This window comes from Pantoea sp. RCC30.1 (genome assembly GCF_058148845.1).
Window position 1 is genome coordinate 21,247 of sequence record NZ_JBXUHX010000010.1, and the last position, 18,777, is coordinate 40,023.

The 18,777-nt window shown below is 56.8% G+C and carries 19 protein-coding genes; 16 read left to right on the forward strand and 3 right to left on the reverse strand.

The features are described 5' to 3' along the window. Positions 1-84: 84 nt before the first annotated feature. Positions 85-1,509, reverse strand: a complete 1,425-nt coding sequence (pdxR, locus tag AC2LB6_RS10845; protein ID WP_490093502.1) for a MocR-like pyridoxine biosynthesis transcription factor PdxR — start codon at positions 1,507-1,509, stop codon at positions 85-87. Between the two features lie 87 nt (positions 1,510-1,596). On the opposite strand from pdxR, the gene AC2LB6_RS10850 reads away from it, so the two are divergent. Then, the gene (locus AC2LB6_RS10850) at positions 1,597-2,040 is read left to right on the forward strand and encodes a rhodanese-like domain-containing protein (protein ID WP_490093503.1); all 444 of its coding nucleotides are present in this window, start codon (positions 1,597-1,599) and stop codon (positions 2,038-2,040) included. 1 nt (position 2,041) lies between these two features. On the opposite strand, the gene flk is transcribed toward AC2LB6_RS10850, so the two are convergent. Both flk and AC2LB6_RS10860 read right to left on the reverse strand, forming a co-directional pair. After that, on the reverse strand, positions 2,042-3,091 hold the full coding sequence (flk, locus tag AC2LB6_RS10855; protein ID WP_490093504.1) for a flagella biosynthesis regulator Flk: 1,050 nt from the start codon (positions 3,089-3,091) through the stop codon (positions 2,042-2,044). A gap of 214 nt (positions 3,092-3,305) precedes the next feature. Further along, the gene (locus AC2LB6_RS10860; protein ID WP_490093505.1) at positions 3,306-4,205 is read right to left on the reverse strand and encodes a DMT family transporter; all 900 of its coding nucleotides are present in this window, start codon (positions 4,203-4,205) and stop codon (positions 3,306-3,308) included. A 97-nt stretch (positions 4,206-4,302) separates the two neighbouring features. Here AC2LB6_RS10860 and AC2LB6_RS10865 point away from each other — a divergent pair, with 97 nt between their 5' ends. From AC2LB6_RS10865 to hisP, 15 genes are all read left to right on the forward strand, one after another. After that, the gene (locus tag AC2LB6_RS10865; RefSeq protein ID WP_490093506.1) at positions 4,303-5,082 is read left to right on the forward strand and encodes an AraC family transcriptional regulator; all 780 of its coding nucleotides are present in this window, start codon (positions 4,303-4,305) and stop codon (positions 5,080-5,082) included. A 55-nt stretch (positions 5,083-5,137) separates the two neighbouring features. Continuing rightward, a complete protein-coding gene (gene pdxB / locus AC2LB6_RS10870) occupies positions 5,138-6,271 on the forward strand; it encodes a 4-phosphoerythronate dehydrogenase PdxB (RefSeq protein ID WP_490093507.1) in 1,134 nt (377 codons plus the stop codon). A gap of 303 nt (positions 6,272-6,574) precedes the next feature. Next, the gene (locus tag AC2LB6_RS10875) at positions 6,575-7,582 is read left to right on the forward strand and encodes an aspartate-semialdehyde dehydrogenase (RefSeq protein ID WP_490093508.1); all 1,008 of its coding nucleotides are present in this window, start codon (positions 6,575-6,577) and stop codon (positions 7,580-7,582) included. Between the two features lie 2 nt (positions 7,583-7,584). Then, the gene (gene truA, locus AC2LB6_RS10880) at positions 7,585-8,388 is read left to right on the forward strand and encodes a tRNA pseudouridine(38-40) synthase TruA (RefSeq protein ID WP_419138715.1); all 804 of its coding nucleotides are present in this window, start codon (positions 7,585-7,587) and stop codon (positions 8,386-8,388) included. Positions 8,389-8,417: 29 nt separating this feature from the next. Continuing rightward, positions 8,418-9,080, forward strand: a complete 663-nt coding sequence (locus AC2LB6_RS10885; protein ID WP_090959147.1) for a DedA family protein — start codon at positions 8,418-8,420, stop codon at positions 9,078-9,080. A gap of 144 nt (positions 9,081-9,224) precedes the next feature. Next, a complete protein-coding gene (gene accD / locus AC2LB6_RS10890; protein ID WP_136198488.1) occupies positions 9,225-10,139 on the forward strand; it encodes an acetyl-CoA carboxylase, carboxyltransferase subunit beta in 915 nt (304 codons plus the stop codon). A 94-nt stretch (positions 10,140-10,233) separates the two neighbouring features. Beyond that, positions 10,234-11,502: a bifunctional tetrahydrofolate synthase/dihydrofolate synthase gene (gene folC, locus AC2LB6_RS10895; protein WP_490093509.1), complete on the forward strand. Its 1,269-nt coding sequence runs from the start codon at positions 10,234-10,236 to the stop codon at positions 11,500-11,502. Then, complete coding sequence (dedD, locus tag AC2LB6_RS10900; protein ID WP_490093510.1) at positions 11,492-12,274, forward strand: cell division protein DedD; 783 nt, start codon at positions 11,492-11,494, stop codon at positions 12,272-12,274. Before folC ends, dedD begins: the two co-directional genes overlap by 11 nt. A gap of 256 nt (positions 12,275-12,530) precedes the next feature. After that, the gene (cvpA, locus tag AC2LB6_RS10905; RefSeq protein WP_003854265.1) at positions 12,531-13,016 is read left to right on the forward strand and encodes a colicin V production protein; all 486 of its coding nucleotides are present in this window, start codon (positions 12,531-12,533) and stop codon (positions 13,014-13,016) included. A 37-nt stretch (positions 13,017-13,053) separates the two neighbouring features. Next, a complete protein-coding gene (gene purF / locus AC2LB6_RS10910) occupies positions 13,054-14,571 on the forward strand; it encodes an amidophosphoribosyltransferase (protein ID WP_490093511.1) in 1,518 nt (505 codons plus the stop codon). A gap of 112 nt (positions 14,572-14,683) precedes the next feature. Beyond that, positions 14,684-15,253, forward strand: coding sequence for a UbiX family flavin prenyltransferase (locus AC2LB6_RS10915; RefSeq protein WP_283547469.1), 570 nt, complete (start codon positions 14,684-14,686; stop codon positions 15,251-15,253). A gap of 259 nt (positions 15,254-15,512) precedes the next feature. Beyond that, positions 15,513-16,295: a lysine/arginine/ornithine ABC transporter substrate-binding protein ArgT gene (argT, locus tag AC2LB6_RS10920; protein ID WP_490093512.1), complete on the forward strand. Its 783-nt coding sequence runs from the start codon at positions 15,513-15,515 to the stop codon at positions 16,293-16,295. Positions 16,296-16,480: 185 nt separating this feature from the next. Continuing rightward, the gene (locus AC2LB6_RS10925) at positions 16,481-17,170 is read left to right on the forward strand and encodes a histidine ABC transporter permease HisQ (protein ID WP_010258006.1); all 690 of its coding nucleotides are present in this window, start codon (positions 16,481-16,483) and stop codon (positions 17,168-17,170) included. Then, positions 17,163-17,879 carry an ABC transporter permease gene (locus AC2LB6_RS10930; protein ID WP_090959168.1) on the forward strand — a complete coding sequence of 239 codons (717 nt, stop codon included), beginning with the start codon at positions 17,163-17,165 and terminating at the stop codon, positions 17,877-17,879. The genes AC2LB6_RS10925 and AC2LB6_RS10930 overlap by 8 nt, the downstream gene beginning before the upstream one ends. Before the next feature lie 8 nt (positions 17,880-17,887). After that, on the forward strand, positions 17,888-18,661 hold the full coding sequence (gene hisP, locus AC2LB6_RS10935; RefSeq protein ID WP_490093513.1) for a histidine ABC transporter ATP-binding protein HisP: 774 nt from the start codon (positions 17,888-17,890) through the stop codon (positions 18,659-18,661). Positions 18,662-18,777: the final 116 nt, after the last annotated feature.

Sequence of the window (18,777 nt, forward strand, 5' to 3'; positions counted from 1 at the left end):
TCGTTACGTCAGCACGCTTAAGGGCCGGCTTGCCGGCCCTTTTTGTTTTACAGCCATCTGCGTTACCTCATTTACCCCTCGGTATTAACCTTCCCGCTGCAGTAGCCGCAGCAACTTATCGCATCCCGCCACAATCTCGTCAGGTGTCAGCGCGGCAAAGCCCAGCATCCAGCCTTGCTGAGATTCTGGTCCGGCATAGAGCGGGCTGAGACGTGGCAAGAGCAGACCCTCTTGTGCCGCCAGCGCGGTTAAGCGTGCTTCATCCTTCTGCAATTTCACCGCCAGTTGTAATCCGCCGCCGCTGGCTATCGGCGTGATCCATGGCGAGAGCCGCTGCTCAATCTGCTCAAGCAACCGATCGCGACGGCTGTGATAGAGCTGACGCATCAGCTGCAGATGGCTGGCGAAATATCCCTGTTGCAGAAAGGCGGCAGTGACAGCCTGCGGCAGCAGGGCGCTGTGCCCATCCAGCACGCTGCGTGCCTGGCCTATGGGCGTAATGAGTGCGGGTGGCACCACCATCCAGGCCAGCCGCAGGGAGGGAAACAGCGACTTTGAGAAAGTGCCGAGTGTAATGACCCGCTGGTGGCGATCCAGCCCCTGCAGCGCAGGAATCGGACGCTCGTCGTAGTGAAATTCGCTGTCGTAATCGTCCTCGATCAGCCAGCTCTGGTTGCGCTGCGCCCAGTCGAGCCATGCCAGACGCCTCGGCAGGCTCAGCGTGACACCGGTAGGATAATGATGCGAGGGCGTCAGATACATGAGCTTTGCACTGCCGCTGGCAGGAAGCGCACCTTCGGCATCGACTGCAATCCCGCGCACCTGTGCGCCTGCAGTCAGAAAGGCATTATGCGCACCGGGATAGCCCGGCTCCTCCATCCAGACCTTATCACCCGGATCGACGAACATCATGGCAAGTAACTGCAGCGCCTGTTGCGAACTGGTCAGAATGATGACCTGCTCCGGCTGGCATAGGACGCCCCGGGATAGCGCCAGATAATCAGCGAGTGCGCTGCGTAACGGCAGGTAGCCACCGGGATCGCCATATCCCATTGCGCCGCTGCCCAGTGAACGCTGCACGCCGCTGCTCAGACGTCGCCAGGTGTCATGGGGAAAAGCGCGTAACTCCGGTGAACCGGCGGCGAACGCGTGAGGAAAAGGAGGATCCTGACAGCCACCGGTTGCCAGCACCTGCTGGCCCCGCAACGAGAAGCGGGCGGGCTGAGGCCGGGCCGGTAAGGTTGAGGGGCTGGCGGGGATGCTGATGGCGACAAAGGTACCGCGACCGGTCTCGCGTCGCAGATAGCCTTCACTCTCCAGCTGTCCGTAGGCTGCTTCCACTGTAACGCGTGACAGACGCAGATCCTGCGCAAGTTGTCGGCTGGACGGTAACTGCTGACCCGCGTGCAGATGGTGGCGGTTGATCGCCAGCCGCAGGGTAGAACAGAGCCGCTCACGCACGCCGCCGCTGGTCTGATGCTGGAAAAGCTGTAACAGCGGTGAAGACATAAGGGTCTTATACCTGGCGAAAAATGGGTATCAATCAGCAGTCCACTTTGCCGTAAACTGCGAACTCATCACAACAGGAGAATCGTTATGTCATCGGTTTTACGCATTCCAGCCGCCACACCGCAGCAAAGCCTCGACTATCTGCAGGCAAAACTCGCTTATTACACCGACGCCTGGGATCTGGCGGAAGACCTGGAGCAGCAGCTCGCGGCTATTGTGGTGATCGATGCGCGCGCGCCGGAGGCTTATCGCGCGGGGCATATCTGCGGCGCAATAAACTTCCCGCATCGTGAGATGGATGCCAGCACCACGGCCCCGCTTGACCGCAGCAAAGTGTATGTCACGTATTGTGACGGCATTGGCTGCAACGGCTCGACTAAAGCGGCCCTGAAGCTGGCATCGCTGGGGTTTCAGATGAAGGAATTAATTGGCGGGCTGGATTTCTGGAAGCGTGATGGTCATCCGCTGACCTGGGGTGATGCACCGGGCGAATGGCCAGTCGCCGCGCCCGTAGCATCCTGTGGCTGTTAACTCAGAGTACCAGCCAGAGTATAAGAGTGATGGCGACCAGTACGATAAAGAAGCCCAGCAGGGGACGCTGTGCCAGAGGCTGAATCGCGGGTGGCAGTGACGCCACGAATGGCGACCAGATCGGCTGCGGTTTGATCTCGCTGGGTGCCAGCGGCTGTTCGAGAATTTTTTCTGCCCGGTCAGCGCGACGGCTGAACAGGAAGTTCAGCAGATCCTGGGTCTGAGTCGCAGTAAGCACCGTCTGCGGCGTGGCCTGGAAACGCTGCTGGCTGTAATCCTCCAGCTGCTGCCGCTCCTGCTGATCAAGCGGCTGTTTCAGCGACGCTTCCAGCAAGTGCAGCGTCGGTGCGCTGTGCTGACTCAGCGTCTGGCGCACCTGCAGATACTGGGTCAGCAGCGGGAAGTGGCGTGACGGGATTGGATCGCCGCTGGTCAGATTCACCAGCTTCAGCGCCGCCGTCCACAGCTTACCGGTGGATTCGCCGGTCGCTGCGGCAAGACGGACCACCTGCTGATTCAGCGTATGGTGTTCGGCAGGCAGCAGTGTGCGATCGCTGACGCGGATCTGCTGAGGCTGGGGAATCGTCATCTGCCCGTTCTGCAGCATTGTCAGCACCTGACGCAGCTGATCCTGGCTCAGCGCGCTCAGGACTGTCTGCCCAAACTGCTGACGGATAAAATCGCTGACAGCCTGACGGTTATTGCCTTTCGGCAACAGCTCGGTGAGCTGGGTCATCAACTGACGCGTAGCATGCCCATTCTGTGTCTGTGTGAGGCGGTTATTAAGATACTGTTCCGCTGCCGGAAAATGGCGCGACTGCAACTCCGCTTCACTCTTTACGCCCACTTCATGGCGGACGCCCGCCCATAGCTCAGGTGCTTTAAGATTGCTGAGCGATGAGATGCGCACGATCAGACGTTCTAACGTTGTGCGCTGCGCAGGGGAGAGGGGCTGTTCACCGGCCACTGAACCGTGACGCGTGACGCCAGTTTGCGGATTGACAGATGAACGATCGCCGACCGGCACACCGGGGCCGCTGAGTGGTTGCATGGCGGATTCCTTGGGAAAACAGAACAGCGTGGGGTGCGCCGGAAAATGAATAGGTCATGATAGCAAAAGCCCCCGGGAAATCCCACGGGGGCGCACGCGTTTCGGCAGGAGAATTACGCTTCAGTGGCTAATGCCGCCCGCCCTTCTTCACTGCCCCTCCGCAACAGCATGATCATTTTCTACTGCCACTGCCACATTCCTCGGGGACCGCTGTTCAGGGCTGTGATTGACTCACCGCTTTACGCCGGGTTAAAGGCGTGCGTAGCCGCTGCGCCAGAATTACGCCGAACAGTGTCAGACCGCCGCCAATCCAGTGGTAACTGTGTAGTTGCTCATGCAGGAAAATCACCGCGATCACCGCGGTAAATACCGGGATCAGATTCATAAAGATACTGGTGGTGCTGGCACCCAGACGCTGCACACCATGGATCCACAGGAACGGCGCGATGATCGAAGCAAACAGACCGGCAAATGCCACCAGCGGCAGGTTGTGCCGGTTAAGCGCCACCTCGGGGGCCAGCAGAAAACCAGGCAATAGCAGCACGACACCGAATAAAATCTGCACATACAGGCTTTGCCAGATCGGCAGCGGCAGTGCCCAGCGCCGTGTCAGCACGCCATACAGTGAATAGGCGGCGGAGGCGGCCAGCATCAGCAGTTCACCTTTGCCCAGGCCATGATTCAGGAGTTGCATCACGTTGCCCTCACTGACCAGCCACACCAGACCGGTAAAGGAGATGATACTGCCGAGCAGGATGCCGAGCGTCGGCGTAATCCGCAGAATCACCACGCTCAGCAGCACGGTGAGCAGGGGGATGAGGGCGCCAATAATGCCCATAAAGAGTGCGCTGACACTTTGTGCTGCGTAGTAGGCGAGACTCTGATAGAGCACCATGCCGAGCAGGCCAAGGATTGCCAGCTGCCAGAGGTGCGGTTTAATAACCTGACGCGCGCGCCACACGCCGGGCAGCACAAAGGGTGTCAGCACCAGCAGCGCCAGCAGCCAGCGATAGAATGAGATCGCCGCCGGATCGATCGCACCCGCCGAGAGTTTGCTGACAATTGAGTTGATGGACCAAATAATTACCGCAAAGAGCGGGTACAGGAAAAACATGCTGACTCTCCACACGCCATAATGAGGCGCAGTGTACGCTTGTCCGGATTTATCCAGATAGTTAATATCGGACAAAATTAATGGTGGAGCGGACAGAATGACCCTGAAAGTGAGCTACCAGCCGCCCCTTGACGCGCCGCAGCTGCGCTACTTTATGCGTTACGAACAGGCCAATGCCCGCACCGAATATCTGCCGCATGCGCATGCCTGGGGCCAGCTGATTATGGTCAAAAGCCACGTACTGGAGATGCATGTCGAGGGTGAGCGATTGTTGACACCGGCAGATATTCCGGTCTGGATCCCACCAGGTCAGCTTCACAGCAGCTATAACCATCGTCAGGCACAGTTCCGTACCTTTAATCTGGCGGCTCCGTTATGCACCGACTTACCCCGGCGCGCCTGCCTGCTGCTGGTCGATACCATTGCACATGCCATTATGGATGAGTTTGCTGAGCAGCAAATCGAGCAACCCGAAACGGATGCGCAGTGGCGGCTGTGCGAGGTGCTGCGCGATCGCCTGCAGCTGGCGCAGGTGCAGGAAAGTTATCTGCCCACCTCAGAGGATAAATTTCTCGCGCCAGTGTTACATGCCCTGGAGGCGAATCCGGGCGATAACACCACGCTGGCGGGCTGGGCCGCGCGGGTCTTTACCACCGAACGGACGCTGGCGCGGCGCTGCCAGCAGCAGCTTCATATGACCTTTGGCGAGTGGCGGCAGCGGCTGCGGTTTCTGCGCGCCATTGTTCTGCTGGAGCAGGGAGAAAGTGTGCAGAGTATCGCCCATGAGCTGGGATACAGTTCCGCCTCGGCGCTGATTGTGATGTTCCAGCAACAGGCGGGAACGACGCCCGATCGCTACCGCGCGCGGTTAGGCTAACGCGTCGCTTTGTGCCAGAATCATTCCCTTATCTGCAACTGACAGGAAAGCCACAGTGAAAATTCTGGTCGATGAAAATATGCCTTATGCCCGTGAGTTATTCAGCCGTACCGGCGACGTTGTTGCGGTGCCGGGACGTCCGCTGCCGGTGGCTGAACTGGCCGATGCCGATGGCCTGATGGTGCGCTCAGTCACCCAGGTGAATGAGGCTCTGCTGGCTGAAAAACCGGTGAGGTTTGTCGGAACCGCCACGGCGGGCACCGATCATATCGACGAGAACTGGCTGCAGCAGGCGGGCATTGCGTTCTCTGCCGCACCGGGCTGTAACGCCATTGCGGTAGTGGAATATGTTTTCTCTGCGCTGCTGCTGCTGGCGGAACGCGATGGTTTTGAGCTGCGTGACCGTACTGTCGGCATCGTTGGCGTCGGTAACGTCGGCGGGCGACTGCAAAAGCGGCTGGAGGCCTGGGGCATTAAAACCCTGCTGTGCGATCCGCCGCGCGCCGATCGCGGTGACGAGGGGGATTTCCTGTCGCTGGAAGCGGTGGCCCAGCAGGCTGATATTCTGACGTTCCATACCCCGCTGTTTAAAGATGGCCCCTATAAAAGCTGGCATCTGGCGGATGCGGCGCTGCTGATGGCGCTGAAGCCCAATACTATTCTGATTAACGCCTGTCGCGGCCCGGTGGTTGACAATAGCGCGCTGCTTGAAGTGCTGAAAATGCGCCACGATCTCAGCGTCGTGCTGGATGTCTGGGAGCCTGAGCCGGATCTCTCGCTGGCGCTACTCGATAAGGTCGACATCGCCACGCCACACATCGCGGGCTATACCCTGGAAGGCAAAGCACGCGGTACCACTCAGGTATTTGAAGCCTGGTGCGACTTTATTGGTCAGCCGCAGCAGGTGCCGCTCAACACTTTACTGCCGGAGCCGGAATTCAGTGAAATCACCCTGAATGGCCCGCTGGATCAGCCAACGCTGAAACGCCTGGCGCATCTGGTGTATGATGTGCGCCGCGATGATGCCCCCCTGCGTAAAGTGGCGGCGAAACCCGGCGAATTTGATCGCCTGCGTAAGCAGTATCTGGAGCGCCGCGAATGGTCGTCGCTGCAGGTGAACTGTGATGACGCCACAACGGCTGAGATGCTGAACCAGCTGGGCTTTAACGCAACAACCTCCCCGAAATAACGGGCGCTGCAGGTCAGTCGTCCCGGCGCGGTTTCCCGCACTGAATCAGTCAGTGAACGGAAGGCACGTGCTGCTGGCATGTCTGCATGACGGCGGGTTCTGGGGGGATATACCCATTGGATTTCGGGTTGCATTGAGGCGGCAAGAGAACGAATCCCGATGAGCTTACTCAGGTAAGTGATTCGGGTGAGTGAACGCAGCCAACAAAGATGCAACGTGAAAGACGACGGGGATAAATCTGAATCCCTGGGCGGTGAATATCACCGCCTTCTGTTTTTATGTCATTGTCTGGAGTAAACCAACATGTCTGACGGCTGGAATATTGCGCTACTTGGCGCGACAGGCGCAGTAGGGAACGCTGTACTGGAATTGCTGGCGGAACGCCAGTTCCCGGTTGGTGAATTATATTTGCTGGCCAGCGAAAACAGCGCGGGCGAAATTAAGCGTTACGAGGGCCGCTCAGTGCGGGTCGAAAATGCAGAGACGTTCGACTGGTCACAGGCGCAGCTGGCCTTTTTCGTGGCGGGACGTGATGCTTCGGCGCGCTTTGCCGATGAAGCGGCCAACGCTGGTTGTCTGGTGATCGACAGCAGCGAGCTGTTTGCGCTGGAACCTGATGTGCCGCTGGTCGTGCCGGATGTGAATCCGCAGGTGCTGGCTGATTATCGTAATCGCAACATCATCAGCGTGGCAGATAATCTGGTGAGTCAGCTGCTGACCGCGATTAAACCGCTGGTAGATGCAGCCGGACTGAGCCGTTTACATGTGACTAACCTGATCTCGGTCTCCAGCTACGGCAAAGTGGCGGTAGATGCGCTGGCCGGGGAAAGTGCCCGTCTGCTGAATGGTATCCCGGCCGATGAACATCACTTTGGTCGTCAGCTGGCGTTTAACCTGATGCCCCAACAGGCCGATGCAGAAGGCAGCGTGGAAAGCGAACGCCGTCTGATTGATCAGGTGCGTAAGGTATTGCAGGACGAAGGCTTACCGATTGCGGTCAGCAGCGTACAGGCGCCGGTGTTCTATGGTAATGCGCAGATTGTGCATATCGAAAACCTGCGCCCGCTCTCTGCAGAAGAAGCGCGCGCCGAGCTGGCGCTGGCGTCAGATATTCGTCTGAGCGAAGAGGATGAAGTGCCGACGCCGGTTACGGATGCCTCAGGCAACGGCGAACTGAGCATCGGCGCGGTACGCAACGACTACGGTATTCCGGAGTTGCTGCAGTTCTGGTCAGTGGCGGACAACATTCGTTTTGGCGGCGCGCTGATGGCGGTGAAAACCGCTGAGAAACTGGTTCAGGAGTATCTGTAACCATGTCCGATGGTCAGACGCAAAAACTGGCGCTCGGCATCGAGTATGACGGCAGCCGTTACTACGGCTGGCAGCGTCAGAACGAAGTCCGCAGCGTGCAGGAGAAGGTAGAGCGCGCGCTGTCTAAAGTCGCCGATCACCCGGTCAGCATTTTTTGTGCCGGCCGGACTGATGCGGGCGTTCACGGAACGGGGCAGGTGGTCCATTTCGAGACCACATCGCAGCGGCCTGATGGTGCCTGGACGCTGGGCGTCAACGCCAATCTGCCGCCGGATATTGCAGTGCGCTGGGTGAAAGCGGTGCCGGATGAATTTCATGCCCGCTTCAGCGCCACGGCCCGACGCTATCGCTACCTGATCTACAATCAGCGTCTGCGTCCGGCGGTGCTGGCGCAGGGCGTCACGCACTTCTACCATCCTCTGGATGCGGAGAAGATGCAGCGCGCCGGGCAATGTTTGTTAGGCGAGAATGATTTCACCTCATTCCGCGCGGTGCAGTGCCAGTCACGGACACCGTGGCGCAACGTGATTCACCTCAACGTGACGCGTCAGGGCTCTTACGTGATTGTGGATATCAAAGCCAACGCCTTTGTGCATCACATGGTGCGCAATATCGTGGGCAGCCTGATGGAGATAGGCTGCGGCAATAAGCCGGAGTCATGGATGGCAACGCTGCTGGCGGCGAAGGATCGGACATTAGCCGCAGCCACAGCCCGGGCAGAGGGGTTGTATCTGGTGGCGGTGGATTACCCATCCCACTTTGCGTTACCACAGCCGTCGATGGGACCGTTGTTCCTCGCGGATTAATTCACTTTCAGGACTTAAAAGGGCGCGCTATGGAGTTTCTCCATTTTCTGGTCGATTTTATTCTGCACATCGATGTGCATCTGGCCGAACTGGTTGCACAGTACGGTATCTGGATTTACGCTATTTTGTTCCTGATTTTGTTCTGTGAAACCGGACTGGTGGTGACGCCATTCCTGCCGGGTGATTCGCTGCTGTTTGTGGCGGGCGCTCTGGCCGCGCTGCCGGGTAACGATCTCAATGTGCACATTATGGCGGCATTGTTAGTGGTAGCGGCGGTTCTGGGCGATGCGGTGAACTATACCATTGGCCGCTTGTTTGGCGAACGGTTGTTCAGTAATCCGAACTCGAAGATTTTCCGTCGCAGCCATCTGGATAAAACCCATGCGTTTTATGCTCGTCACGGCGGAAAAACCATTATTCTGGCGCGCTTTGTGCCGATCGTCCGGACGTTCGCACCGTTTGTTGCCGGTATGGGCCATATGTCCTATCGCCACTTTGCGCTGTTCAACGTGACGGGTGCGCTGTTGTGGGTTCTGCTGTTCTCCTATGCCGGCTACCTGTTTGGCGATCTGCCGGTGGTGCAGGAAAACCTGAAACTGCTGATCGTTGGCATTATCCTGGTCTCGATTCTGCCAGGCGTGATTGAAGTCTGGCGTCATCGCCGTCAGGCTAAGCAGCAGAAGCTGCCGTAAGACTTCGCTCAGGGGTAAGACCAGATTTTTATCCACAGTCTGAACCGGTTGTGGTTTAATGAGCGACATTTACCGTCTGCTGAAGCGGTTTTCAGCAGTATCAAGACGACTGGACCAGGTCAGTTTTAAACAGAAAGGTCATCAATGAGCTGGATTGAACGCATTCTTAATAAAAGCACCGGAACGCCTGTGCGCAAAGCCAGTATTCCGGAAGGGGTCTGGACCAAGTGTGACAGTTGTGGCCAGGTTCTCTACCGCGCCGAGCTGGAGCGTAACCTTGAGGTCTGTCCGAAGTGTGACCATCACATGCGTATGCATGCCCGTGAGCGCCTCGGCAGTGTCATGGATCAGGGCACCATGGTTGAGCTGGGCAGTGAACTTGAACCTAAAGATTTGCTCAAGTTCCGTGACTCCAAAAAGTATAAAGACCGTCTGGTAGCGGCCCAGAAAGATACCGGCGAGAAAGATGCGCTGGTCGTCATGAAAGGTCAGCTGCACGGCATGCCGGTTGTTGCGGCCGCCTTTGAATTTGCCTTTATGGGCGGTTCAATGGGTTCTGTGGTCGGTGCGCGCTTTGTGCGTGCGGTTGAGCAGGCGTTAGAAGATAACTGCCCGCTGATCTGCTTCTCCGCCAGTGGTGGTGCCCGTATGCAGGAAGCGCTGCAGTCGCTGATGCAGATGGCGAAAACCAGTGCGGCTCTGGCCAAAATGCGCGAGCGCGGTCTTCCGTATATTTCCGTGCTGACTGACCCGACCATGGGTGGCGTTTCGGCCAGTTTTGCGATGCTGGGTGACCTCAATATTGCGGAACCTAAAGCGCTGATCGGCTTTGCCGGCCCCCGCGTGATTGAGCAGACCGTGCGTGAAAAACTGCCGCCGGGCTTCCAGCGCAGTGAGTTCCTGATTGAGAAGGGCGCGATTGATATGATCATTCGTCGTCCGGAAATGCGCTACAAACTGGCAAGCCTGCTGGCAAAAATGATGAACCTGCCGGCACCGCTGCATGACGGTGAACAGTCCGCTCCTGCGACGACTGAATCGGAAAGCAACGAGGCCTGACAGGAGATAGAGAGGCGCGCCCGCCGCGCCTCTTACCAATGCACCGTATACCGCAGCACCAGTCTGCCAGGTATAAATAAGCAAAACGGGACATATGGACAATCTTCACCTTCCTCAAGCCACGTCGCCTTTGGCCACGTGGCTTTATTATCTTGAGCACCTGCATACTCAGGCCATCGAACTGGGTCTGGACCGTATTCGTCAGGTAGCGCTTCGTCTCGACCTGCTGAAACCCGCTCCCTTTGTCTTTACCGTGGCCGGTACCAACGGCAAAGGCACGACCTGTCGCACTCTGGAAACGCTGCTGATCGCTGCGGGTTACCGCGTTGGCGTCTACAGTTCGCCACATCTGGTGCGCTACACCGAGCGTGTTCGGGTTCAGGGAGAGGAGCTGAGGGACGCGCAGCACTGCGCCAGCTTTGCGGAGATTGAAGCCGGACGTGCCGAAATTTCGCTGACCTATTTTGAATTTGGCACGCTCTCCGCGCTTAATCTGTTCCGCCAGGCGCAGCTGGATGTCGTGATCCTGGAAGTCGGCCTCGGCGGACGACTGGATGCCACCAACATTGTGGATGCCGATGTCGCCGTAGTCACCAGCATTGCACTGGATCACACCGACTGGCTGGGTCCGGATCGCGAAAGCATCGGGCGTGAGAAAGCGGGTGTCTTTCGGGCGGGGAAACCGGCGGTAGTCGGTGAACCCGATATGCCACACAGCATCGCTGTGGTCGCGCAGGAAAAAGGCGCTCAGCTGTTACAGCGCAACCGCGACTGGTCCTGGCATGCGCAGGCTGAAAGCTGGTCGCTGCGTGATGCGCAGGGCGAGCTGAACGATCTGCCGCTGCCACAGGTGCCGCTGCCTAACGCGGCGACCGCGCTGGTGGCGCTGCGTGTCTCAGGACTGGAGGTCAGTGAGGCGCAGATTCGCGCGAGCCTGCCGCTGGCGATGCTGCCAGGGCGTTTTCAGACTATCAGCGAATCACCGCGCGTAATTCTGGATGTCGCCCATAATCCGCATGCTGCAACCTATCTGGCGTCGCGGCTGGCGGCTCTGCCGAAACACGGCAAAGTGCATGCCGTCGTGGGCATGCTGCATGATAAAGATATTCCCGGTACGCTGGCGGCGCTGGCACCCATGGTTGATGCCTGGTACTGCGCTCCGCTTGACGGTCCGCGCGGCGCCAGTGCTGAGCAACTGCTGGACTGCCTGTCGCAGGGCGAAGCCTTTAGCTCGGTTGATCTCGCCTGGCAGCAGGCACGCCAGCGGGCCGCGCCGCAGGACACTGTGCTGGTCTGTGGTTCATTCCACACCGTTGCACAGGTCATGGAATCGATTGAAACGGAGAAAGGACGTGGCAAGTAAGTTTCAGAACCGTTTAGTCGGCACCGTTATTCTGGTCGCCGTTGGCGTGATTGTGCTGCCAGGGCTGCTGGATGGTCAAAAAAAGCATTATAAAGAGGAGTTCGCCGCCATTCCGCTGGTGCCGAAACCTGACGATCAGCAGGACAGCGAAATGGTGCCGCCGGTAACCCAGTCGCTGCCGGCTCAGCCGCCGGAAGGCGCGGGCAATGCGGTCAGCAGCAGTAATGGCAATGGCAAAACCAACGCCACGGCAGAGCAGGGGCGGACTCAGCCGGACGAAGAGAGCGATCCGGTGGTCGTCTCGCCGCCGCCGGTTCATCAATCTGTGCCTGCCCAGACGGTGACGAAGCCGAAAGCGGCAGAGCAGCAGAAACCTAAAGTCACTGAGCAGCCTAAGCAGAAGCCGGTCGAACAGCAGAAGCCAAAAGCTGTGGAACAGCCTAAACCGAAGCCGGCTGAACCGCCTAAAGCGGTCGAACAACCGAAGCAGGAAGAGGCGCCGAAAGCAGCAGAGACGACAGCACCGGCAGGTCAGGCTTATGTGGTGCAGTTAGGAGCGCTGAAAAACGCCAGCAAAGTGAATGAGATTGTCGCGCAGTTGCGACTGTCGGGCTATCGCGCCTTTACCGTGCCTTCAACGCCGGTACAGGGTCAGATCACCCGCATTTACGTCGGGCCGGATGCGTCGAAAGCCAAAATGCAGAGCGCAGTTGGCGAGCTGAAAAGCATCTCAGGATTGGGCGGTGTCGTGAAACCGTACAGCGCCCGCTAAAGCCAGCGATTGACGCTGCCGATAGCAGTAACAGGCAGCGTCTTTTGCCCGGCATACAGGGCGTGGTGTAGCGTCAAATAGTGAAGATTTTCAACGGCCTGTCCGGCTGAAAATCACCCGGGCGATTGAGGTTTTTTTCATCGCCTTTTTTATGGATGCAGAAAAAGAAAACCGCTACGCAAACGTTTTCTTTTTCTGTTAGAATGCGCCCCGAACTGGATGCAGGGGTGCAATTGCACTGGCGCTGGAAGAGTTCATGATCTGGATTGATTACGTCATTATTGCGGTAGTTGGTTTTTCGGCTCTGGTCAGCCTCGTCCGTGGGTTTGTCCGGGAAGCCTTATCTCTCGTTACCTGGGGATGCGCGTTTTTTGTCGCCAGTCATTACTACGCCTACCTTGCAGTCTGGTTTACAGGTTTTGATGACGAACTGGTTCGTAACGGTATCGCCATTGGTGTGCTGTTTGTGGCTACTCTGATTGTGGGGGCCATCGTGAACTACGTGATCGGCACGCTGGTTGAGAAAACCGGCCTGTCGGGAACCGACCGGGTGTTGGGAGTCTGTTTCGGGGCGTTGCGTGGGGTGCTGATTGTAGCCGCCTTGCTGTTTTTCCTTGATACATTCACTGGCTTTTCCAAAAGTCCGGACTGGCAACAGTCTCAACTCATTCCCGAGTTCAGTTATATCATCAGGTGGTTTTTTGATTACCTGAAAAGCACGTCGAGTTTTTTACCCCGGTGATGTGACCGGGAGTGCGGCTTAATGAGGAAATGACAACATGTGCGGTATTGTCGGTATCACCGGTTTCATGCCGGTCAACCAGTCGATCTATGACGCGTTAACGGTGCTCCAGCACCGCGGGCAGGATGCCGCAGGCATTTGTACAATCGATGCGCTGAAATGTTTTCGCCTGCGAAAGGCAAACGGCCTGGTCAGCGACGTTTTCGAAGCACGCCACATGCAGCGTCTGCAGGGCAATATGGGGATTGGCCATGCGCGTTATCCAACCGCGGGAAGCTCCAGTGCCTCTGAAGCGCAGCCCTTCTATGTAAACTCCCCGTACGGCATCACCCTGGCGCACAACGGTAACCTGACCAACGCCCACGTGCTGCGTAAGCACCTGTTTGAAAAGGGCCGCCGTCACGTTAACACCACCTCAGACTCTGAAATCCTGCTGAACATCTTTGCGCAGGAGTTAGATCGTTTTCAAAACGATCCGCTGCAAGCCGACAACATTTTCGCTGCGGTGGCTGCCGTGCATCAGCAGGTACGCGGCGCCTACGCCGTAGTGGCGATGATTATCGGCCACGGCATGGTTGCCTTCCGTGATCCCAACGGTATCCGTCCGCTGGTGCTGGGCAAGCGCGTTATCGCTGATGGTCGCACCGAATATATGGTCGCCTCCGAGAGCGTGGCGCTGGATACGCTGGGCTTTGAGTTCATCCGTGACGTCGCACCGGGTGAAGCGGTTTATGTTACTGAAGCGGGCCAGTTGTCTACCCGCCAGTGTGCTGAAAACCCGAAAAGCAATCCGTGCCTGTTCGAGTATGTCTATTTTGCTCGTCCTGACTCCTTCCTGGACAAAATCTCCGTCTACAGCGCCCGTGTCCGTATGGGTACCAAGCTGGGCGCGAAAATTGCCCGCGAGTGGGAAGATCTGGAAATCGACGTCGTGATTCCGATTCCTGAAACCTCAACCGATATCGCGCTGGAAATCGCCCGTATTCTTGACAAGCCTTATCGTCAGGGCTTCGTGAAAAATCGTTACGTTGGCCGTACTTTTATCATGCCGGGACAGCAGTTACGTCGCAGCGCGGTACGCCGCAAGCTCAACGCTAACCGCGCTGAATTCCGTGATAAAAACGTCCTGCTGGTGGATGACTCCATCGTGCGTGGCACCACCTCAGAGCAGATCATTGAGATGGCGCGTGAAGCGGGCGCAAAACGGGTTTATCTGGCTTCTGCTGCACCGGAAATTCGTTTCCCGAACGTCTACGGCATCGATATGCCAAGCGCCACGGAACTGATTGCGCACGGCCGCGAAGTGGAAGAAATTCGCCAGCTGATTAAAGCCGATGCGTTGATTTTCCAGGACCTGGACGATCTGATCGAAGCAGTGCGTGAAGAGAATCCGGACATTGCCCAGTTCGAATGTTCGGTATTCAACGGTATTTACGTGACGAAAGATGTCGATCAGCAGTATCTGGAGTATCTGGAATCGCTGCGTAACGATGACGCCAAAGCGCTTCAGCGCCAGAACGAAGTCGAAAACCTTGAGCTGCACAACGAGGGCTGATAACCCTGGCAGGCGGGCAGCATAAAGCAGGGCGGGAGCAATCCCGCCCTGTTTGTTTTCAGAAACCCGCTGGCCGCGTATGATGGCGCATTGGCTGACATAAGGTTGGAATATGAAACGACTCATCATTGGCATCTCTGGCGCAAGCGGGGTGATCTATGGCGTGCGCATGCTGCAGGTATTGCAGCAGGTGGAAGAAGTAGAAACGCATCTGGTCATGAGCCAGGCGGCGCGTCAGACGCTGGGTCTGGAGAGCGATTATTCGCTGCGTGATGTGCAGGCGCTGGCCGATGTGGTGCATGACGTGCGCGATATTGCAGCAAATATCTCGTCGGGTTCGTTTAAAACGCTGGGCATGGCGATTTTACCCTGCTCAATGAAAACGCTTTCAGGCATCGTTCACAGTTACAGCGACTCGTTGCTGACCCGTGCGGCTGACGTCGTGTTAAAAGAGCAGCGTAAGCTGGTGTTGTGTGTACGTGAAACCCCGCTGCACGTTGGCCACCTGCGAATGATGACTACCGCCGCCGAACTGGGTGCGATTATCATGCCGCCTGTGCCGGCTTTTTATCATCGGCCTGAAACTATCGATCAGCTAATCGACCAGACCGTCAACCGGGTTATCGACCAGTTTGATATCGAATTACCGGAAGATCTCTTCGCGCGCTGGCAGGGTGCATAAAGTTCCGCTGGCGCACTTATTTAGTGCATAAGCGCGCCTCGGATCACTCTTCGTGCATTTGGTGCACCAAAAGTTAACAACGTCGCTTTTTCTCTTTCACCACACTGCTATATTCCCCTCACAAATACAGCGTTTTCGCCTGTCTGACATCACGCTAACTGCGTGGATAACTTGCAGATCTGGCATGAAACATGCAAATTACTTTGCGCAAACACATCACGAACCACATAACAAAAAGCACTTCACTTGAGGGTAATCTATGAAAAAGCGTGTTCTGGCTCTTTCCCTGATGCTGGGTTTATCCAGTGCTGCCAGCGTCTTCGCGGCAGTTCCGGGTTCAATCCGCATCGGCACAGATCCAACTTACCCACCGTTTGAGTCGAAAGACGCGCAAGGCAAGTTAGTGGGCTTCGATATCGACCTCGCTAACGAAATCTGTAAACGTATTCATACCCAATGTACCTATGTTGAAAGCGACTTCGATGCGCTGATCCCCTCGCTGAAAGCGAAGAAAATTGATGCCATCATCTCCTCACTTTCCATCACAGCAAAACGTCAGGAAGAGATCGCCTTCTCGGAAAAACTCTACGCCGCTAACGCGCGTTTAGTCGCACCGAAAGGATCGAAAATTCAGCCGACTATCGAGTCACTGAAAGGTAAAAATATCGGTCTGCTACAGGGCACGACGCAGGAAACTTATGCCAATCAGAACTGGCGGCCAAAAGGGGTCAACGTCACACCTTATGCTAACCAGGATCTGGTCTATCAGGACCTGAATGCCGGTCGTATTGACGCGGCTTTCCAGGATGAAGTGCAGGCCAGTGAAGGTTTCCTGAAGCAGCCAGTCGGTAAAAACTACGCTTTCGCGGGTCCTTCGGTGAAAGATGATAAGATCTTTGGCGTCGGTACCGGTATGGGACTGCGTAAAGATGACAGCGAACTGAAAGCCGCCATCGACAAAGCCTTTGCTGACATACGTAAAGATGGCACCTACGATAAGATTGCGAAGAAATACTTCGATTTCAATGTATACGGCGATTAACCATCCTGTCGCTTTACCCTCTTTGCATCCTGCCATTTTGCCGGGGCTGAGCCGGTTCTGCCAGGTGCTGAACCTGGTCCTGGCCCGCTAATGGCGGATGGCATCTGTAACGGAGAGGTAAAGCTAAACTGCCCGTCTCGCTGGCGGGCAGCGTTTCGTTTTCACCCCACGACAGGACCCTCTCGATGCTGTATGGCTATTCTGATGTAATTCTTCGGGGCACGCTGGTGACGCTGGAGCTTGCGCTCACCTCCGTCGTGCTGGCAGTTCTGCTGGGCCTGATTGGCGCAGGCGCGAAACTGTCGCGCAGCCGGCCGCTAGCGATGATTTTTGAAGGCTACACCACGCTGATTCGTGGCGTGCCAGACCTCGTACTGATGCTGCTGATTTTCTACGGTCTGCAGATTGTCCTCAACCAGATAACCGATGCGCTGGGCATGGCGCAGTTTGATATCGACCCGATGGTTGCCGGTATCATCACGCTCGGCTTTATTTATGGTGCCTACTTCACCGAAACGTTCCGCGGCGCTTTTATGGCCGTCCCTCAGGGGCAGATTGAAGCAGCCACCGCGTTTGGCTTTACCGGCGCGCAGGTGTTCCGCCGTATTCTGTTTCCGGCCATGATGCGCTATGCGCTACCGGGTATCGGCAACAACTGGCAGGTGATTCTGAAAGCCACCGCACTGGTCTCGCTGCTGGGGCTGGAAGATGTGGTGAAGGCCACACAGCTGGCGGGAAAAAGTACCTGGCAGCCGTTCTACTTTGCCATTGTGGCCGGTGTGATTTATCTGGTGTTCACCACGCTGTCGAATGGCGTGCTGTGGTGGCTCAACCGTCGCTATACGGTCGGTGTGAAGAGGGCGAGTTATGATTGAGATTATTCAGGAATACTGGAAATCGCTGCTCTGGACTGACGGATATCGTTTTACCGGTGTGGCTATCACCCTGTGGCTGCTGATCCTCTCGGTGACTGTTGGCGGCTGCCTGGCGATCCTGCTGGCGATAGCGCGGGTTTCGCCTAACCGGTTTATCAGTTTTCCGGTCTGGCTCTTTACCTACGTGTTTCGTGGCACGCCGCTCTATGTGCAGCTGCTGGTGTTCTACTCCGGCATGTACACGCTGGAAATTGTGAAAGGTACAGAACTGCTGAATGCGTTTTTCCGCAGTGGTCTGAACTGTACGCTGCTCGCCTTCACCCTCAACACCTGTGCCTACACCACGGAAATCTTTGCGGGTGCGATCCGCTCTGTGCCACACGGTGAAATTGAGGCAGCACGGGCTTATGGCTTCTCAACCTTTAAACTCTATCGCTGCATTATCCTGCCTTCTGCGTTGCGGACGGCACTGCCGGCCTACAGTAACGAAGTGATTCTGATGCTGCACTCCACGGCGCTGGCTTTCACCGCCACGGTGCCGGATCTGCTGAAAATCGCGCGGGATATTAACTCGGCGACCTATCAGCCGTTCACCGCCTTTGGCCTGGCGGCTGTGTTATACCTGATTATCTCTTACGTGTTGATCAGCCTGTTCCGCCTGGCGGAACGCCGCTGGCTGGCCCACGTGAAACCCTCTTCATCGCATTGAGTAGAACTATGGCTGACAATAAATTAAGCGTCACCGAATTGCATAAACGTTACGGTGAACATGAAGTGCTGAAAGGGGTCTCGTTAACTGCTAAAGCGGGCGATGTGATCAGTATCATTGGATCGTCCGGTTCAGGGAAAAGTACCTTTTTACGCTGCATCAACTTCCTTGAAAAACCGAGCGAAGGCAGCATAGTGGTCAACAACCAGCAGATTACGCTGGTTCGCGACAAAGATGGTCAGCTCAAAGTGGCTGACAAAGAGCAGCTGCGCGCATTGCGTACCAGCCTGACCATGGTGTTCCAGCACTTCAATCTCTGGAGCCACATGACGGTGCTGGAAAATGTTATGGAAGCGCCGATTCAGGTGCTGGGGCTGAGTAAAGCGGAAGCACGCGAGCGCGCCATCCGCTACCTCGATAAAGTGGGCATTGATGCGCGGGCGCAGGCCAAGTATCCGGTTCACCTCTCCGGCGGTCAGCAACAGCGTGTGTCGATTGCGCGCGCGCTGGCGATGGAGCCAGAAGTATTGCTGTTTGACGAACCGACGTCAGCGCTTGATCCGGAGCTGGTCGGGGAAGTACTGCGCATCATGCAGAAGCTGGCGGAAGAGGGCAAAACCATGGTGGTCGTGACCCACGAGATGGAGTTTGCCCGTCACGTCTCCAGCCATGTGATTTTCCTGCATCAGGGCAAAATCGAAGAGCAGGGACCGCCTGCGGAACTGTTCGGTAGCCCGAAAAGCCCGCGTTTACAGCAGTTCCTCAAGGGATCGCTGAAGTAAGGGTTACATGTTAGTTAAGGCGAAGGAATCAGGGCACTGGTGTAACGTGCCCTGCGCAGAATAAGTGCGAGCCGCGTTTGAGATTTTGCGTCATCTTTGCGTTCTGCCCTCGCACT

Bases quoted from the DNA above. Each gene is read 5' to 3' on its own strand.
- pdxR (WP_490093502.1), bottom strand. From the start codon at position 1,509: ATGTCTTCACCGCTGTTACAGCTTTTCCAGCATCAGACCAGCGGCGGC.
- AC2LB6_RS10850 (WP_490093503.1), top strand. From the start codon at position 1,597: ATGTCATCGGTTTTACGCATTCCAGCCGCCACACCGCAGCAAAGCCTC.
- flk (WP_490093504.1), bottom strand. From the start codon at position 3,091: ATGCAACCACTCAGCGGCCCCGGTGTGCCGGTCGGCGATCGTTCATCT.
- AC2LB6_RS10860 (WP_490093505.1), bottom strand. From the start codon at position 4,205: ATGTTTTTCCTGTACCCGCTCTTTGCGGTAATTATTTGGTCCATCAAC.
- AC2LB6_RS10865 (WP_490093506.1), top strand. From the start codon at position 4,303: ATGACCCTGAAAGTGAGCTACCAGCCGCCCCTTGACGCGCCGCAGCTG.
- AC2LB6_RS10875 (WP_490093508.1), top strand. From the start codon at position 6,575: ATGTCTGACGGCTGGAATATTGCGCTACTTGGCGCGACAGGCGCAGTA.
- truA (WP_419138715.1), top strand. From the start codon at position 7,585: ATGTCCGATGGTCAGACGCAAAAACTGGCGCTCGGCATCGAGTATGAC.
- AC2LB6_RS10885 (WP_090959147.1), top strand. From the start codon at position 8,418: ATGGAGTTTCTCCATTTTCTGGTCGATTTTATTCTGCACATCGATGTG.
- accD (WP_136198488.1), top strand. From the start codon at position 9,225: ATGAGCTGGATTGAACGCATTCTTAATAAAAGCACCGGAACGCCTGTG.
- folC (WP_490093509.1), top strand. From the start codon at position 10,234: ATGGACAATCTTCACCTTCCTCAAGCCACGTCGCCTTTGGCCACGTGG.
- cvpA (WP_003854265.1), top strand. From the start codon at position 12,531: ATGATCTGGATTGATTACGTCATTATTGCGGTAGTTGGTTTTTCGGCT.
- purF (WP_490093511.1), top strand. From the start codon at position 13,054: ATGTGCGGTATTGTCGGTATCACCGGTTTCATGCCGGTCAACCAGTCG.
- AC2LB6_RS10915 (WP_283547469.1), top strand. From the start codon at position 14,684: ATGAAACGACTCATCATTGGCATCTCTGGCGCAAGCGGGGTGATCTAT.
- argT (WP_490093512.1), top strand. From the start codon at position 15,513: ATGAAAAAGCGTGTTCTGGCTCTTTCCCTGATGCTGGGTTTATCCAGT.
- AC2LB6_RS10925 (WP_010258006.1), top strand. From the start codon at position 16,481: ATGCTGTATGGCTATTCTGATGTAATTCTTCGGGGCACGCTGGTGACG.
- AC2LB6_RS10930 (WP_090959168.1), top strand. From the start codon at position 17,163: ATGATTGAGATTATTCAGGAATACTGGAAATCGCTGCTCTGGACTGAC.
- hisP (WP_490093513.1), top strand. From the start codon at position 17,888: ATGGCTGACAATAAATTAAGCGTCACCGAATTGCATAAACGTTACGGT.